Below are 16,057 nucleotides of genomic sequence, written 5' to 3' on the forward strand. Positions count from 1 at the left end.
GTTGAGAATTCACCCATCTATTTGAAATTGCTTGCTATTCTTGCCGAATTTGAATCTGGCACGCATCCTGCATTTCTATTGGCATGTCCAGAGGGGACTAAAAAGAAGACAGCGCCCACGAAGGTCGCGATCGAAAGGGCCACTGCCCGCCTCAAGGTGATCCCGGATGTACGGACACCGGGGTGGACGGTGGCCCTTCCTTTTTCCGTTATGTCGCATTGGCGAAGCGCCCCGCCTCGACTATCTAAGGGATAACAAAAGAATGAGAGGGCGCGATGCCGGTAGTCACGAAAGAAGTGGTCCTTGAGAAGTTGCGCACGGTGCGTGGCCCGGGCATGGAAGGCAACATCGTCGACCTCGGACTTGTGTCTGATGTCTTCATCTCCGATGGCAAGGCCTATTTCTCGATCACCGTGCCGGCCGACCGCGCCAAGGAACTGGAGCCGATGCGGGCCGCAGCCGAGCGCGTCGTGCGCGACATCCCGGGGATCACGGCGGCCATGGTTGCATTGACCGCCGACCGCAAGGCGGCGCCCGCCGGCGCCCCGGTGCAGCGTCCGCAGCCCTCGGCAGCGCCTCATGCCGGCCATTCCCATGCGCCGCGTCCCGCCGGTGGCCCGCCGGCCAAGGCTGGAATTCCGGGCGTCGGCGCCATCATCGCCGTCGCCTCCGGCAAGGGCGGTGTCGGCAAGTCGACGACCTCGGTCAACCTGGCGCTGGCGCTGAAGGCAAACGGCCTGAAGGTCGGCCTGCTCGATGCCGATATCTACGGCCCGTCAATGCCGCGCCTTCTGAAGATTTCCGGAAGGCCGCAACAGATCGAAGGGCGCCTTATCCGCCCGATGGAGAATTACGGTCTCAAGGTCATGTCCATGGGCTTCCTTGTCGATGAGGAAGTGGCGATGATCTGGCGCGGACCGATGATCCAGTCGGCCCTGCTGCAGATGCTACGGGAAGTCGCCTGGGGCGATCTCGATGTGCTGGTCGTCGACATGCCGCCCGGCACGGGCGACGCCCAGCTCACCATGGCCCAGCAGGTGCCGCTCGCCGGCGCAGTCATCGTCTCGACGCCGCAGGATCTCGCCCTGATCGATGCCCGCAAGGGCCTCGCCATGTTCCGCAAGGTGGAAGTCCCGGTTCTCGGCATCGTCGAGAACATGAGCTATTTCATCGCGCCCGACACCGGCAAGCGCTACGATATCTTCGGCCATGGCGGTGCGCGCAAGGAAGCCGAGCGCATCGGCGTCCCGTTCCTCGGCGAAGTGCCCCTGACCATGGGGATTCGCGAAACGTCGGACGCCGGGACACCGCTCGTCGCGTCCGACCCGAGCGGTGAGATCGCGCGTGTCTATCGCGATATCGCCACCAAGGTCTGGGATCAGATATCCGCCGCGCAGCAGGACAAGAGCCGCGCCGCGCCGACCATTGTTTTCGAGTGACGGTTTCCGGGAAGGCCGTCTGGTCTTTCCGGGCCGCGGTTCCCGCTGTTCCGGAACAGCAATTCAAGGCGCTACAGCGACTTTGCACGTCAGGCATGACGTGACGCTCGGCACCGAATCGTTTTGCCCTTGATTCGATTTTGATTTAAGCAAACATGCGGTAGGGTGGTGCCGGTATGGCGGCACATGCCCGCGTGCTGGATTGCAAGGGGGCATTGATTTTGCGTTTGCGTTGCGCCATATGCCTTGCCGCACTTGCGAAGGTGCCCAACTTGACGCCCGCTCGCCGGAGATTTTGGCCTCGCGCGATGACTGAGTTGAAGACTTTGTCCTGACTGGCGGAACGCTCCATCCGATGGATTTCTATTGCGGGTATTTTGTGGCGCACGACCTTTCGCCTTCGCGGTTCGGCACGCTGCATGATTGCTTAGATCGGAATCGATTTAAGGATAAAATTATGCAGCCGCTCAATGTGTTACAGCGACCCTTGCGCGTCTCAGAAGACGGGCGGCGCTGTCAGCTTCGCATGACGAGGACGGTCGCATGATCACCGGCTATTGCGCCGATGGGACAGCCGTCGTTCTGACACCGGCCGAACCACCCGAAAAATTGCGTCCCGATGTCATCTGGCTGGATCTGGTCGAACCCACCAAGGCAGAAGACCTGATGATGGAGAAGCTTCTCGGCATTTCCATCCCAACACGCGACGATCTGAAGGACATCGAACCGTCGAGCCGCCTCTATGTCGAGGAGAGTGCCGTGTTCATGACGGCGTCACTGGTGTTCCGTTCGGATACGGATATCCCCGGACTGACGGATGTCGGCTTCATCCTGTCGGGTGGCCGGCTTGTCACCATCCGCTATGCCGAGCCCCGGTCGTTCACCCTCTTCAAGACATCGATGCATCGCTTCCCGGGCGGTTGCCGCGATGGCGCGGTTGTCCTGACCCGGCTTCTGGAAACGGTCGCCGACCGAACCGCCGAGATTCTCGAGCAGGCGGTCACCAAGATCGACGATCTGTCGATCGACGTCTTCAGCGACAAGGCTGCAGGCAAGCGCCGGTCGCCGCATTATCTCGAGGCGCGCTTGCGTGATGTCGCTGGCCATCATCGCCTCGTCGCCAAGACGCGTGACAGCCTTGCCTCGCTCTCGCGCCTGCTGACCTTCGTCTACACTGTTCCGGAGGTGCAGGAAGACAAGGACACGCGCGAACTCTGCCGTTCGATCTCCCGCGACATCCAGTCGCTTTCCGAGCACGCAAGTTTCATTTCCGGCAACATCACCTTCCTGCTTGATGCGTCGCTGGGTCTGATCAACGTCGAGCAGAACGCCATCATCAAGATTTTCTCGATCGCATCGGTCGTCCTGCTGCCGCCGACCCTGGTCGCTTCGGTCTACGGCATGAACTTCCGCGTTATGCCCGAACTGGAATGGCACTTCGGCTATCCCTGGGCGATTGCGGCGATGGTGATATCGGCCGTCATCCCCTTTTTCTTTTTCCGCTGGAAAGGCTGGCTGTGAACGCCAGTAGGTTTGCATGACCCAACCGCATGCCCCCTCCCACGAGCCGAAGGATCTGCGACGCCTGCTGATCCTCGGGCTTGGCTCGATCGGTGTCGTCTACGGCGACATCGGCACCAGCCCGCTCTATGCCTTTCGCGAAGCGCTGCGCCCGGTTTCCCACGACGGCGTGACCGACGTGGAGATCATCGGCCTGATCTCGCTGATGATCTGGACGCTGACGATTATCGTCACGATCAAGTACGTGCTGTTCCTGCTGCGCGCCGACAACCAGGGGGAGGGCGGCACGCTGTCGTTGCTCGCTCTTCTGATGAAGTCCGCCAATGGGCACGCATCGATCCTCTTCTTCATGGGGATCGCGGGTGCAGCACTTTTCATCGGTGATGCGATGATCACGCCGGCCTTGTCCGTTCTTTCGGCGGTCGAAGGTCTGAAGCTGGTGACGCCGGCGCTGTCGGAATACGTGGTTCCGATCGCAGTGGTCATCCTGCTCATGCTCTTTGCGGTGCAGTCAAAGGGAACGGCGGCCGTCTCCAACTTCTTCGGGCCGATCACGCTGGTCTGGTTCCTGGTGATGGGCTGGATCGGCCTCGTCCACATTTCCGACGACCTGACGATCTTCAAGGCCTTCAATCCTTACTATGCCGTGAGCTTCATGCTGAATGAAGGCTATGTCGGCATCATCGTCCTTGGCGCCGTTTTCCTGACGGTGACGGGTGCCGAGGCGCTCTACGCCGACCTCGGACATTTCGGTCGCCGACCGATCCAATGGGCCTGGTTCCTGGTCGTCTTCCCGGCGCTGACCCTCAACTATCTGGGGCAAGGTGCCTTCGTGCTGCAGAACCCGGAAGCGATGTCCGATCCGTTCTTCCTGATGTTCCCGAAATGGGCGCTGCTACCGGTCGTCATCCTGGCGACGGCGGCGACCATCATTGCCAGCCAGGCGGTGATAACAGGGGCCTTTTCGCTGACACGTCAGGCGATCCACCTGGGCTTCCTGCCGCGCATGGCGATCTTCCACACGTCGGAGACGCATACGGGCCAGATCTATCTTCCGAACGTCAACACGCTGCTGATGTTCGGCGTCATGGCGCTCGTCTTCGTCTTCGGTTCGTCGGAATCGCTCGCCACCGCCTACGGCATCTCGGTCACCGGCGCGATGGTGGTGACGACGGTGCTTTCGTTCGAGTTCCTGCGCACGCGCTGGAATTGGTCCGGGCTCTGGGCGGCGGCGGTGTTGCTGCCGCTGTTTGGGCTTGAGTTCATCTTCCTCGGCGCCAACATGCTGAAGATCCACGACGGCGGTTACGTGCCGGTGCTGATCGCCGCCACCTTCATCGTCATCATGTGGACCTGGCGGCGCGGAACCGAGATCCTGCACGCCAAGACGCGCCACATCGACATTCCGCTTGCGAGCTTCATCAAGTCGATCGAGCGCAAGAGCGAGCATGCACCGGTGGCCGTTCCCGGCACGGCCGTGTTCCTGACGAGCGATCCGGAATCGACCCCGGCCGCACTGCTCCACAACATCAAGCACAATCATGTGCTGCACAATCAGAACTTCATTCTGACGATCCGTACCGCCAATACACCGAAAGTGCCGAAGTCGGAGCGGGTGAGCATGCAGCCGCTTTCGGATCGCTTCACGCTGCTCGAGATGCGCTTCGGCTTCATGGAAACGCAGAACGTCTCGCAGGCGCTCGGCCTTTTCCGCAAATCGGGGCTGAAGTTCGACATCATGTCGACCTCCTTCTATCTCGGTCGCCGCAAGCTCGTGCCCGATGCCGAATCCGGCATGCCCCATTGGCAGGACCGGCTGTTCATCGCACTGGCCAATGCGGCGATCGACCCCTCGGACTATTTCCGCCTGCCGACCAACCGCGTCGTCGAACTCGGCTCGCACGTCATCATCTGATCCTTGCGTCCCTCAACCTGGTGTACCGGGCAGGGGCTTCGCGCACACAGTCGGATAAAGCGGAGCCGTACCCGGCCGGGGCGGCTCCGTTCGCGTTATGACGGCCGTGTTCTTCAGCGAGGCTGCATTAACTAAACATCAAGGTTAATGCTTCATTTTCAAAGCTCGAACGAAGCGGCTCCGGCGGGGTGTCCGGCCGCCTCATTGTCTTAGCTTCCCGCGCGGAATCTCCGACGCTGGCTTCTTGCCGGCGCGGGCAAAGCCGTGCCGTTCGTCAAGCGTTGCGTGGAGTCGGTTGGTGCGTAAGAGTCGGAACCTGCGTCAAAAGTCTCGCCTGAACGTGTCCACGTGGATGGCGCCTGCAATCATCGGCCTCGCGCTCTATCTCGGCTTCCCTTCCGTTGCGGCCTATGCGGATCTCGCGACCTTTCTCTCCGGCATCAATCGTGGCGGTGAGCGCTGGCGCATGTACATGACGCCGTCGCCGGCGGGCTCGATCCACGAAGTCGAGATGGTCTTTGCCGATCCGATCACGACGGGCGCGCTCGATGGCGGCGCCGGCATCAACATGCCCGACGGCAGCCATGTCGCACTCACGTCCGAGACCAAGCATTCCGGCACGCCAGACGAAGAGCGTATCAACCGCCGCGACAAGAAGGGACGCATCGTCGCCGTCACGCCGATGACGCCGCCCAAGGATTTCAGCGCCGGCTCCATCCTGCAGCGCACGAGTTCCCTCACGGAGCCGCGCTTCGAGGAGGGCGAGAAAATGGTCTTCGCCAAGGCGCGCATCAAGGGCAAGGAGATCGAGATCGCCACGGCCTTCTATGGAAAGAAGCCGCCAAAGGCGGATCCCGGCGTTTCGCCGATGCTGGCCAAGCTCGTGACGAACGACAAGCCCGACATTCTTGCGACTGCTTACGTCCGGCCCGAGCCGGACTATGCGCGTGAATCACCCTTCGATTCGATCCTGCGCGAGGACAAGAACGCTGGCCGCTTCATTCCCGAAATCGCGCCTGACGACCACGCTTGGGCGGCAACGGTGCTGCCCTCGGCCGTATTCAGCAAGGAAGAGCAGGCCTGCCTGGCTGAAGGCATCTATTTCGAAGCGCGCAGCGAGTCGCTCAAGGGCCAGGCGGCCGTCGCTCAAGTGATTCTCAATCGCGTCCGCAATCCGACCTATCCGAAAACCATCTGCGGCGTCGTCTATCAGAACAAGACCTGGCGCAACCGTTGCCAGTTTTCCTTCGCCTGCGACATGATCCGGGACCTGATCTATTCGCGCTCGCACTGGAAAATGGCCAAGGAAGTCGCGATGGCGGTCACGGCCGGCAAGATCTGGCTGCCGGAAGTGGGCTCTGCCACCCATTACCATGCGACCTACGTCAATCCGCCCTGGGCAAAGACGATGAAGCGGGTCGGCAAGATCGGTATGCACATCTTCTACCGGACCTATGGCGGCGGCTGGAGTTGATCGGCGCCTGGCGCGATTCCGCCGTCTTTTCCTGTCTAACCCGTAGAACCGAGATTCCAGCCGACAGAGTGCAGGAATCCTGCACAACCTTGTCGCGGATCGTGCTTTGCAATTCTAACTATTTGAATTATCGTAATAATATTGTCCACGGTCAAGCTGCCCGCATGCCTTGACTATGCGGGTGCCTAAAACTATGTTGCGCGCGACTTCAAATGGGGCCGAAACGTGGCTTGAACGATGGCCTATTGTATGACCGAAATCGCGGTCTGAGACCCGATCAGGACGGCAAGGGAGTGGCCACGTGGCGGAGAAACCTGAAGAAAGTCTGGAAGCGCGGCTGAAGCAGCTCGGCGATAAGATTGAGGCCAAGAAGCCTCATACGTCTGATGCAGCGGAGGCCCGTGCCGCCGAAAGCCGTAAGGGCTATGCGGCGGCGATGAAGCTGTCGAGCGAATTCATCGCCGGCATCGTTGTCGGCGCGTTTCTGGGCTATCTTTTGGACCACTTTGCGGGTACAGGGCCGTGGGGCATGATCATCCTCTTGCTTCTTGGCTTCTGCGCTGGCGTGCTGAATGTGCTGCGCTCGGCCGGTATGGTGGCAACACCGGAAGCTGGAAGAGGCGGCCCTGAGGATGACAAGAAGGACGGAGACGCCCACTGAGGCGTTGTCCCGAAGAAAACGGTTTCCGCTCTTGGGCGGGCAGAACGAAAGAGAAGCGCGGTGTCAAACGATCCGACCCACCAGTTCCTGGTCAACAAGATTGTCCCGATCGAGATTGGCGGAATTGACTTTTCCTTCACCAATGCGTCGCTGTTCATGGTCGCGACCGTGGGTGCTGCCGCAGGCTTCCTGTATCTGACGACGTCGCAGCGCGGTCTGATCCCGAACCGCATGCAGTCGGTCTCCGAAATGTCCTACGAGTTCATCGCCTCGATGCTGCGCGAAGGCGCCGGCAGCGGCGGCATGAAGTTCTTCCCGATGGTGTTCTCGCTGTTCATGTTCATCCTGACGGCGAACCTGCTCGGCATGTTCCCGTACTTCTTCACGATCACCAGCCAGATCATCGTCACCTTCGCACTGGCGCTGTTTGTGATCGGTACCGTCATTCTCTATGGTTTCTACAAGCACGGTTTCGGTTTCCTGAAGCTTTTCGTGCCGCATGGTGTTCCTGGCGTGCTTCTGCCGCTTGTCGTCGCGATCGAAATCATCTCGTTCCTTTCCCGCCCCATCAGCCTCTCGGTCCGTCTTTTCGCCAACATGCTGGCCGGCCACATCACGCTGAAGGTCTTTGCAGGCTTCGTCACGTCGCTCAGCGCCCTTGGCGCGCTCGGCATCGGTGGCGCGATCCTGCCGCTCATCATGACCGTCGCCATCACCGGTCTTGAGTTCCTCGTCTGCTTCCTCCAGGCCTATGTCTTTGCGGTACTGACCTGCATGTACCTCAACGACGCTGTCCATCCCGGAAGCCACTAAGGAATAACAGTCGCTTGCTTTCGGCCGGCCCTCCGCCGGAAGCACAATCCTAAGCCGCAACACCATTCGAAGGAGTTCAAACATGGAAGCGGAAGCAGCAAAGTACATCGGCGCAGGTCTCGCTTGCCTCGGTATGGCCGGCACGGCTCTCGGCCTCGGCAACATCTTCGGCAGCTACCTGTCCGGCGCACTGCGCAACCCGTCGGCTGCTGACGGTCAGTTCGGCCGCCTCGTATTCGGCTTCGCCGTTACGGAAGCTCTGGGCATCTTCTCGCTGCTCGTAGCCCTGCTCCTCCTCTTCGCCGTCTAATATCGGCTGGAGTTTTGGCCGCGGCCCGTCAAAAGGCCGCGGCCGCGCATATTCTTGAGTGCACCTGGAGGTGAGCATGTTTGTGACCGCGGCCTATGCCCAGCAGTCAACCACCACTGAAGGCGCCGAAGCACACGATGCCGCTGCGGCCGGTGAGGTGCACACCGAAACGGGTGTGGCCCACGAAGGCGAGGCTGGCTCCGGCGTGTTCCCGCCCTTCGATTCGACCCATTTCGCATCGCAGCTGCTTTGGCTCGCGATCACGTTCGGCCTCTTCTATATCCTGATGTCGAAGGTCATCATTCCGCGTATCGGCGGAATTCTCGAAACCCGTCACGATCGGATCGCTCAGGATCTCGATGAAGCGTCCCGCCTCAAGGGCGAAGCCGACGCGGCCATCGCTTCCTACGAGCAGGATCTGGCAACGGCCAAGTCCAAGGGTCACAAGATCGCTGACGACGCTCGCGAATCCGCAAAGGCCAAGGCCAATGCAGACCGCACGGCCGTCGAAGCCGATCTCGCCAAGAAGATTTCGGCTGCGGAAGACCGCATCGCCGACATCAAGGCAAAGGCACTGGCTGACGTCGGCGCCATCGCTGAGGAAACCGCGACCGCTGTCGTCAAGCAGCTGATCGGTGGAACCGTCACCAAGGCCGAGATCACCGCTGCCGTCAAGGCATCGGCCGGTAACTGAGGAGCACTGAACCATGCATCTTGATGCGACCTTCTATGCCCTCGTCGGCCTGATCCTGTTCTTCGTCCTGATCGCCTATCTCAAGGTTCCGGGCATGATCGGCAAGGCGCTCGACGCCCGCGCCGAAAAGATCGGCAACGAGCTGACCGAAGCCAAGCGTCTGCGCGAAGAAGCACAGAGCCTTGTCGCCGAGTACCAGCGCAAGCGTAAGGATGCCGAAGCGGAAGCTGCCGGTATCGTCGCTGCCGCTCAGCGCGAAGCCGAAATGCTGACGGCGGAAGCCAAGCAGAAGACCGAGGAATACGTTGCCCGTCGCACGGCTCTCTCGGAGCAGAAGATCAAGCAGGCTGAAAGCGACGCGATCAACGCCGTCCGTTCCGCTGCCGTCGATCTGGCGATTGCCGCTGCCGAGAAGGTCGTCGCCGCCAAGGCCGACGCCGGTGCACAGAGTGATCTGTTCACGAAGGCGCTTGGCGAAGTCAAGGCACGCCTGAACTAAGCCTCAGGACATTCCGGATTTGAAAAGCCCCGCCCTGTGCGGGGCTTTTTGTTTGGGCCATGCACCGGGTTTGGCTGCAGGCACTGGCTTGCCGGCGATACGCTGGGCGATCGCTGAGACAACAATGCGCATGCCCCCGCTTCACGGCGGGCGCCTCGCGAGGCGCCGGTGACGCCGATAAAACTTTACGCGCGCATATTCATCGGCGCGTGGCCCTATGGGCACGCGCTGCTGTGTCAGACAAGATTTCTTCTGCAAGCTGGCGAGCTAGAATCGGCGCTCCCAAGAACCGTTCAGCCGCCATTAATCCTGCCGCAGGGGCCGGAAGCTCATGCGGTGCAGGGCGCAGGGACCTTGCGTTTCTATGGCGCGCCGGTGGGTTACGGTCGCGTAGCCGGCATGGAGCGCGAAGCCGTAGCCGGGATGCGCGAGGTCGGCGCGAGCCATCATGCGATCGCGCGTAACCTTGGCGACGATCGAAGCGGCGGCAATCGATAGCGACCGTGCGTCGCCCTTTACGACTGCCTTGGCATGGCATGAAAGCCCGGGCGGCACGTCGCGGCCGTCGACGAGTACGAAGCGTACGGTCGAGGGAAGACCCGCCACTGCGCGTCGCATCGCCTCCAGGCTTGCCTTGCGGATATCCGTGGCATCAATCGTGCCGGCCGAGGCCGAGGCGATCGATACCTCCGATGTCGCGAGGATTTCGTCGAACAGCTTCTCGCGCGCCTGCGCGCTGAGCTTCTTGCTGTCATCGAGGCCCTCGGGAATGGCGTCGGGATTGAGAATGACCGCAGCCGCTACGACCGGTCCTGCGAGCGGGCCGCGACCAGCTTCATCGGCGCCGGCGACCGGCCAAAATCCATCACCTCTTGCCGAGAGTTCAAAACTGAAATCGGGTGCTTCGATGATATCGGGAAAAAGGGGAGAATCGGACGACCTGCGAGACATAAGTCTAATTCGCATGATCGACCGATTCTCTTCAAGCCCCCAGGTCCGAGTGCGGCGGCGGACGGGGGGATGGCCGATGCCCCAGGCGGGGGCGGGGCACCGGAACTGTTTTGCGACCTTCTAGCGTTCACACCGGCTTGCCTGAGGGGCGGTGACGAAAACTCCCCCATTGCCCGGGCATCCTCGGTGCCTATCGCTGGCTACAAACCCGGAACAGCCATCACGCAGGCCATTCCGGAAAACCTTCAAAGAAGCGAGAGCTGCACCCCCGTTCCGAGCGGCGGCACGAACAGATCGTCGCGAAGCTGGCGGCGTGTCGGGTTGAAGCCGAGGCGCTTGGTGGCGAGATCGAAGCGGCGGCCGATCTGCCAGGCATAGGGGCCGGCGCCTTTCATGCGCTTGCCGAACTCGGCGTCATAGTCCTTGCCGCCACGCATGGAGCGGACGAGCGACATGACGTGGCGGTAGCGGTCCGGATAGTTGCGCAGAAGCCAGTCACGAAACAGCGGGCTGACTTCGAGCGGCAAGCGCAACAGCACATAGCTCGCCTCCGTCGCACCGGCCGTCCTTGCCGCTTCGAGAACCCGCTCGATCTCATGGTCGTTGAGCGCCGGGATGATCGGAGAGACGAGAACCCCGGCGGGGATGCCGGCCTCGGCAATGGCACGCATCGCCTCCAGCCGCTTGGGTGGCGTTGCGGCGCGGGGCTCCATTGTCCTCGCCAGCTTGCGCTCGAGCGTGGTGACTGAAATGCCGACCCGCGCCAGTCCCTTCTCGGCCATCGGCGCGAGAATGTCGATATCGCGGGTGACCATCGCCGATTTGGTGACGATCATGACCGGGTGGTTGGCGTCCCTCAGCACTTCGAGGATCTGGCGCATGATGCGCCATTCCTTTTCAATCGGCTGATAGGGATCGGTGTTGGTGCCGATGGCGATTGGCCTGACCTTGTAATCCGGTCGCGCCAGTTCGCGCTCCAGGAGCCGCGCGGCATCCGGCTTGGCGAAGAGCTTCGCCTCGAAATCCAGACCCGCCGACAGGCCCATGAAGGCGTGTGTGGGGCGGGCGAAACAATAGATGCAGCCGTGCTCGCACCCGCGATAGGGGTTGATCGAACGGTCAAAGGAGATATCGGGAGATTCGTTGCGGGTGATCACCGTCCGCGGCTTCTCGACCTGGACTTCGGTCTTGAAGGGGGGCAGATCTTCCAGGCTTTCCCAGCCGTCGTCGAAGCTTTCCCGCGCCTGCGGCTCGAAGCGGCCGGACGTGTTGAGCCCGGCGCCGCGTCCGCGGCGGCGGTCGATATCGATCCGCAAGCCTGTTGCGCTCATCATCGCTTCGGCGACATCTGCCGTATTGGCGGGCGCAAGCGCACCCTGCCTGATCTGAGACAGCTCGTTCATTGGAATCTCCCCGGAATCAGAGCTTTGATCCCGTTTTGTTCTGATTATTTTCCTATCTCGAATACGAGAACAATTCAAGAACAAAAAGCGGGAGCAGTACGTTTGGAGTTTCGTGCTCCCCGGTTTGGTTTTCAGCCAAGCCAGCAGTGCATGTAGCAATTGTGAGTGTGATGCGGTAGGACGGGCTATGCTGACGATCATCATGGAAACGCGGGACAACGAAGCCGAGCTGGTGCAGACGCTGTCGGTGCTCGTCGCCGGCGCCGTGGAGGGCCTCGTCAGTGATGTGATTGTCCTCGATCACGGCTCCAAGGACGGCTCGTCGCGTGTGGCGGAAGCGGCCGGCTGCCGCTTTCACGTCGATTGGAATCTCGGCGACGTCGTGCGTTCGGCGCGCGGCGAATGGCTGATGCTGCTCGAACCCGGTGCCCGTCCGATCGGCCGGTGGATCGACGAGCTTGCCGAATACGTCTCGCTCAACAGGGCGCCCGCGCGCTTCTCCGATTCCAGAATGCACCGCAAACCGTTCTTCCGTCGCCTGATCCGGCGAAGAAAGCCGCTGGAAACGGGTTTCCTCGTGAACAAGCATGATGCGCTCGCAGCGGCCGACGGCAATCGATGCCTCGGCGACATGACGAATGTCCGGGCGGTCCGCAAACTCTCGACGGAGCTCGTTCCGGCCTGGGTCGTCACCGAAAGCAAGCCGACGCCGGGACGCTCCTGATCGCTGTGCACTAAAAAGGTGCCAGTCCCAGGGGACGGCACCTCAAGGTGGCTCTCAAATGACCTTGTCTGGTAAATTTCTTGCCGGGCAGCATTCTGGCTGCACGTCGTATCCCCTTGTTCTCCCCGCCCGGGGATATCGGCGGGGAGGCGTCTTTGCAGCCTGAAGAGAAACGTGCGGCGTCCGATCTTCGGTGGGCTGATGATCGGACGCTAAAGGCACGAAAAATGGCTGTCAGTTCCAAAGGTAACAGACGGGCCGAAAGTGCGATGGGACGTGGAGGATCCGGGCTTAACCGCGTTTGAGGTGCTCGTCGAGCCGGGGCATGATCTCGACGAAATTGCAGGGCATGTGCCGGTAATCGAGCTGCTGCTTCAATATGCCGTCCCACGCATCGCGGCAGGCGCCGGGTGAGCCGGGCAGAACGAAAATGAAGGTGGCGTTGGCAACGCCGCCAGTTGCGCGTGACTGGATCGTCGAGGTGCCGATCTTCTCGTAGGAGATCCGATGGAAAACCTCGGAGAAGCCGTCCATGCGCTTTTCGAACAGCGGCTCCAGCGCCTCCGGCGTCACGTCCCGGCCGGTGAAGCCCGTGCCTCCGGTCGTGATCACCACGTCGATCGTCGGTTCGAGCGTCCAGGCCTTCACCTGGTCGTAAATCTGCGCCCGATCGTCCGGCACGATCGCGCGCGCTTCCAGGCGATGACCTGCGTCGCGCACCCGCGCCTCCAGCGTGTCGCCCGATTTGTCGTCGGCGAGCGTGCGGGTGTCGGACACCGTGAGGACAGCAATTCCGACGGGAACGAAGGGGCGTTTTTCGTCGATGCCAGCCATTCTACTTGCCTCTTCCTATCGTGTTGCAGGCGAGAACGTACCAGCCGGGCTGCGCCTCCGAAAGAGTACGCGCTGTCGCAGCCGCAAGCTCACCGTTGTCGAAAATGCCGAAGCAAGTGGCGCCTGAGCCCGACATCCGAACCAGCAGGGCCCCGGCCTCCATCAGCGACTGGCAGACGTCGCCGATGACAGGCTGCAGCTGCTGCGCCGGCGGCTGCAGATCGTTGCGCATCGTTGCCATTGCCGCCAGCCACGCGTCGAGCGTTCCCGAAGCCTGAGGCAAAACGAGCGGCGCATTGGTCTTGTTCGGGAGCGTCCGGAACACCACCGGCGTCGAAACGGCAACAAGCGGATTGACCAGTACGAGGGGCAGGGATGGAAGGTCGTCAAGCGGCGTGATGTTCTCGCCGATGCCTTTCGCCACGAGAGGAATGCCGGCGAGGCACATCGGTACGTCGGCGCCGAGCGTCAATGCCATTGCATCGAGGCGGGAGGGTTCGATCGCGGCGTGCCAAAGTTCGAGAAGTCCATGAAGCGTCGCCGCCGCGTCGGCGGAACCGCCGCCGATGCCGGAAGCGAGGGGCAAATTCTTTTCGAGATGCAGATGAACAGGGCCGGCAGCGGCGAGGTTGCGGGACCGCAGTTCCTCACGAAGGACATCTCGCGCCTTTAGGACCAGATTGCCGCCCTGGGCGCTGGCATCCATTGGCAGTTCGGCGGCAAAGGGTCCAGATACGGTAAAGAGATCGGCGTCTGCCGATGCAAAGCCGATCCTGTCGCCGCGATCGGCAAAGGTGACGAGGCTTTCGAGAAGGTGGTGGCCGTCGGCCCGCTGGCCGACGACGTGGAGCGCCAGATTGATCTTTGCGGGCGCCGCGCGCGTCAGCGTGAAGCCCGCGATGCCGTCATCAATCATGGATCGATCAGGACTTCTTGTCCGGCGCCGGCGCTTCCGCTTCCGGGGTCACCTTCTTCGGCGCGGTTTCCTTGGCATCGGCGGAGGCCGGAACCTCTTCCTTCAGCGGCGGCAGGCCGTTTTCGATCTTCGCCTTGATCTTCGGGATCTCGGCTTCCTCGGGCTTCAGCTCAAGCGTCTGCGTCCATTGGAACACCGCTTCGAGCTTGCGGCCGACGCGCCAGTATGCGTCACCGAGGTGATCGTTGATCGTCGGGTCGCCGGCCATCAGTTCAGCCGCTTTTTCCAGTTCCACCACCGCATCGTCGAAGCGGTTCATGCGGAAATAGGCCCAGCCGAGCGAATCGACGATGTAGCCGTCGTCGGGCTTCAGTTCGACCGCCTTGCGGATCATCTCGAGGCCTTCGTCGAGATTGATGTTCATGTCGACCCAGGAATAGCCGAGATAGTTCAAAACCTGCGGCTGGTCCGGGTTGAGTTCCAGCGCTTTCTTGAAGCTCGGTTCGGCCTTGTCCCAAAGCTTCTGGCGCTCGTAGGCAATGCCGCGCTGGAAGAACACGGTCCAGTCGCTGCGCTTCGGCACCGGTCCGATCTGTTCGACGGCCTGGTCGTAGAGCGTGCCCATCTCCTTGTAGTCCTTGGCGTCGGAGAGCACGCTGCCATAGGCGAGATAGTTGCGGATGTTCTTCGGATCGACGTCGATCAGCGCTTTCAGGTGCTTCTTCGCTTCGTCGACTTTCCCGATGCTGGCCAGGCTCAGGCCGAGTTGCAGTTCAGAGACGCGCCGCATCGGCGAGGTCTCCGGGATAGCCTTGTAAAGCTCGATCGCCTCGTTCGGCTTCTTCAGGTTTTCGGCGATGCCGCCGAGCATCACGAGGATGTCGGCGCTGTCGGGGTCGAGCCGGCGGGCGGTCTGCAGATAGAGCGAAACGATATCCTCGGCGCCGTCGCGATTGAGCGCAGCACCAATCGAGAAGAGCACGGCCGCAGCACCCTGGCTGGCATTCTTGACCTGCTGTTCCTGCGGAACACCGTTCTCTATGTCGGTCCTCAGCGCCTGCAGCGGCGTGTAGTTGTTGACCATGTTCTCGCCGACGGCGACGGTGTCGAGCGCCTTCTGCTTGTTGCCTTCGCGCGCCTCGAACCGAGCCAGCGCTTCGACCGCCCGCATGAAGGTGTCGGGCGCAGCACTTCCGCCTTCCCGGTCCAGAATGGCATCGTTGAGCCTGGTCCGTGCCGTCTGTTTGTCGCCCGCGGCAACCGCGATCGCGCCTGCATGATAGTTCTTGAACACGCGGAACCAGTCGGGGCCCTCGAGGCCGTTGATCTGTGCCAGCGCTTCCTTCGGCTTGCCCTGGCCGAACTTCGCCCAGGCGGAAAGCAGGCCGTTCATCAGCCGGTCGAGATCGTTGGGGCCTTGGTAGTTGAGGAGCTTCTGCGCATTGCGATACTCGCGCTTGCGGATCGCTTCGATCGCGCGGATCACGATGGTGATGCGCTCGACGGCCGGGTCTGACTTCAGCTGCTCGGCAATCTTGGCGCCTTCATCGAACTGGCCGGCCATCAGCAGGGTGATCATCAGCCGCTGCTTGACGTCGTTGTTGTTTGGTTCGAACTGCAGCGCGATCTTGTAGAGCTCGGTGGCGGACGCGAAGTCGCGATCCGTATCGGCGGTGCGGGCAGCGAGGAAGGCGCCGGCGAAAGTGTTCACCGTCTTGATGTCAAAGGGTTCGCTTTCCTCGACAGCGGCGACCTTGTCTTCCGCGAAGGCCTGGTGGCTGCCGCTGACTGCGGCGAGAGCCAGCAGTGCTGCGCCGCTAAGGAGGCGGAGGATCGTCATTTGCCGCATGTCAAACCTTTCGTGCCGATTGCTCGGTCTTGCGCACCACTGAGGGTTGTTTCC

At 61.6% G+C, this 16,057-nt stretch carries 15 protein-coding genes; 10 read left to right on the top strand and 5 right to left on the bottom strand.

Features of this window, described 5'->3' with window-relative positions; translation table 11 throughout:
* Window positions 1-275: 275 nt before the first annotated feature.
* From BLU35_RS02185 to BLU35_RS02225, 9 genes are all read left to right on the top strand, one after another.
* Complete coding sequence (locus BLU35_RS02185; RefSeq protein ID WP_093232038.1) at window positions 276-1,439, top strand: Mrp/NBP35 family ATP-binding protein; 1,164 nt, start codon at window positions 276-278, stop codon at window positions 1,437-1,439.
* A 543-nt stretch (window positions 1,440-1,982) separates the two neighbouring features.
* Window positions 1,983-2,960: a magnesium transporter CorA family protein gene (locus tag BLU35_RS02190; protein ID WP_093232039.1), complete on the top strand. Its 978-nt coding sequence runs from the start codon at window positions 1,983-1,985 to the stop codon at window positions 2,958-2,960.
* A gap of 16 nt (window positions 2,961-2,976) precedes the next feature.
* Window positions 2,977-4,875: a potassium transporter Kup gene (locus BLU35_RS02195; protein ID WP_057250821.1), complete on the top strand. Its 1,899-nt coding sequence runs from the start codon at window positions 2,977-2,979 to the stop codon at window positions 4,873-4,875.
* A gap of 352 nt (window positions 4,876-5,227) precedes the next feature.
* On the top strand, window positions 5,228-6,349 hold the full coding sequence (locus tag BLU35_RS02200) for a cell wall hydrolase (protein ID WP_057250819.1): 1,122 nt from the start codon (window positions 5,228-5,230) through the stop codon (window positions 6,347-6,349).
* 301 nt (window positions 6,350-6,650) lie between these two features.
* Window positions 6,651-7,010, top strand: coding sequence for an AtpZ/AtpI family protein (locus tag BLU35_RS02205; protein ID WP_057250817.1), 360 nt, complete (start codon window positions 6,651-6,653; stop codon window positions 7,008-7,010).
* Between the two features lie 60 nt (window positions 7,011-7,070).
* Window positions 7,071-7,823 carry a F0F1 ATP synthase subunit A gene (locus tag BLU35_RS02210; protein ID WP_057250816.1) on the top strand — a complete coding sequence of 251 codons (753 nt, stop codon included), beginning with the start codon at window positions 7,071-7,073 and terminating at the stop codon, window positions 7,821-7,823.
* Between the two features lie 82 nt (window positions 7,824-7,905).
* Window positions 7,906-8,133, top strand: a complete 228-nt coding sequence (locus BLU35_RS02215) for a F0F1 ATP synthase subunit C (RefSeq protein ID WP_025426100.1) — start codon at window positions 7,906-7,908, stop codon at window positions 8,131-8,133.
* Between the two features lie 76 nt (window positions 8,134-8,209).
* The gene (locus tag BLU35_RS02220) at window positions 8,210-8,827 is read left to right on the top strand and encodes a F0F1 ATP synthase subunit B (protein WP_057250814.1); all 618 of its coding nucleotides are present in this window, start codon (window positions 8,210-8,212) and stop codon (window positions 8,825-8,827) included.
* A gap of 13 nt (window positions 8,828-8,840) precedes the next feature.
* On the top strand, window positions 8,841-9,326 hold the full coding sequence (locus BLU35_RS02225) for a F0F1 ATP synthase subunit B (protein WP_057250812.1): 486 nt from the start codon (window positions 8,841-8,843) through the stop codon (window positions 9,324-9,326).
* A 303-nt stretch (window positions 9,327-9,629) separates the two neighbouring features.
* On the opposite strand, the gene rnhB is transcribed toward BLU35_RS02225, so the two are convergent.
* Both rnhB and BLU35_RS02235 read right to left on the bottom strand, forming a co-directional pair.
* A complete protein-coding gene (gene rnhB / locus BLU35_RS02230; protein WP_057250811.1) occupies window positions 9,630-10,277 on the bottom strand; it encodes a ribonuclease HII in 648 nt (215 codons plus the stop codon).
* 245 nt (window positions 10,278-10,522) lie between these two features.
* A complete protein-coding gene (locus tag BLU35_RS02235) occupies window positions 10,523-11,680 on the bottom strand; it encodes a PA0069 family radical SAM protein (protein WP_057250809.1) in 1,158 nt (385 codons plus the stop codon).
* A 187-nt stretch (window positions 11,681-11,867) separates the two neighbouring features.
* Between BLU35_RS02235 and BLU35_RS02240 the strand changes: the two genes are divergently transcribed.
* The gene (locus BLU35_RS02240; protein ID WP_058320419.1) at window positions 11,868-12,404 is read left to right on the top strand and encodes a glycosyltransferase family protein; all 537 of its coding nucleotides are present in this window, start codon (window positions 11,868-11,870) and stop codon (window positions 12,402-12,404) included.
* 291 nt (window positions 12,405-12,695) lie between these two features.
* On the opposite strand, the gene moaB is transcribed toward BLU35_RS02240, so the two are convergent.
* From moaB to BLU35_RS02255, 3 genes are read right to left on the bottom strand one after another with little or no spacing between them, the layout of a single operon-like run.
* Window positions 12,696-13,238 (bottom strand): molybdenum cofactor biosynthesis protein B, encoded by a 543-nt coding sequence (moaB, locus tag BLU35_RS02245; RefSeq protein ID WP_057250805.1) that lies wholly within the window; start codon window positions 13,236-13,238, stop codon window positions 12,696-12,698.
* A 1-nt stretch (window position 13,239) separates the two neighbouring features.
* Window positions 13,240-14,154, bottom strand: a complete 915-nt coding sequence (locus BLU35_RS02250) for a 4-(cytidine 5'-diphospho)-2-C-methyl-D-erythritol kinase (RefSeq protein WP_093232040.1) — start codon at window positions 14,152-14,154, stop codon at window positions 13,240-13,242.
* 7 nt (window positions 14,155-14,161) lie between these two features.
* Complete coding sequence (locus tag BLU35_RS02255) at window positions 14,162-16,003, bottom strand: tetratricopeptide repeat protein (protein WP_093232041.1); 1,842 nt, start codon at window positions 16,001-16,003, stop codon at window positions 14,162-14,164.
* Between the last annotated feature and the right edge of the window lie 54 nt (window positions 16,004-16,057).

It is taken from the genome of Sinorhizobium sp. NFACC03 (genome assembly GCF_900103435.1).
Taxonomy (GTDB): domain Bacteria; phylum Pseudomonadota; class Alphaproteobacteria; order Rhizobiales; family Rhizobiaceae; genus Ensifer.

Coding starts and splice junctions, on each gene's coding strand:
- BLU35_RS02185 (WP_093232038.1), top strand. CDS start 276: ATGCCGGTAGTCACGAAAGAAGTGGTCCTTGAGAAGTTGCGCACGGTG.
- BLU35_RS02190 (WP_093232039.1), top strand. CDS start 1,983: ATGATCACCGGCTATTGCGCCGATGGGACAGCCGTCGTTCTGACACCG.
- BLU35_RS02195 (WP_057250821.1), top strand. CDS start 2,977: ATGACCCAACCGCATGCCCCCTCCCACGAGCCGAAGGATCTGCGACGC.
- BLU35_RS02200 (WP_057250819.1), top strand. CDS start 5,228: ATGGCGCCTGCAATCATCGGCCTCGCGCTCTATCTCGGCTTCCCTTCC.
- BLU35_RS02215 (WP_025426100.1), top strand. CDS start 7,906: ATGGAAGCGGAAGCAGCAAAGTACATCGGCGCAGGTCTCGCTTGCCTC.
- BLU35_RS02220 (WP_057250814.1), top strand. CDS start 8,210: ATGTTTGTGACCGCGGCCTATGCCCAGCAGTCAACCACCACTGAAGGC.
- BLU35_RS02225 (WP_057250812.1), top strand. CDS start 8,841: ATGCATCTTGATGCGACCTTCTATGCCCTCGTCGGCCTGATCCTGTTC.
- rnhB (WP_057250811.1), bottom strand. CDS start 10,277: ATGTCTCGCAGGTCGTCCGATTCTCCCCTTTTTCCCGATATCATCGAA.
- BLU35_RS02235 (WP_057250809.1), bottom strand. CDS start 11,680: ATGAACGAGCTGTCTCAGATCAGGCAGGGTGCGCTTGCGCCCGCCAAT.
- BLU35_RS02240 (WP_058320419.1), top strand. CDS start 11,868: ATGCTGACGATCATCATGGAAACGCGGGACAACGAAGCCGAGCTGGTG.
- moaB (WP_057250805.1), bottom strand. CDS start 13,238: ATGGCTGGCATCGACGAAAAACGCCCCTTCGTTCCCGTCGGAATTGCT.
- BLU35_RS02250 (WP_093232040.1), bottom strand. CDS start 14,154: ATGATTGATGACGGCATCGCGGGCTTCACGCTGACGCGCGCGGCGCCC.
- BLU35_RS02255 (WP_093232041.1), bottom strand. CDS start 16,003: ATGCGGCAAATGACGATCCTCCGCCTCCTTAGCGGCGCAGCACTGCTG.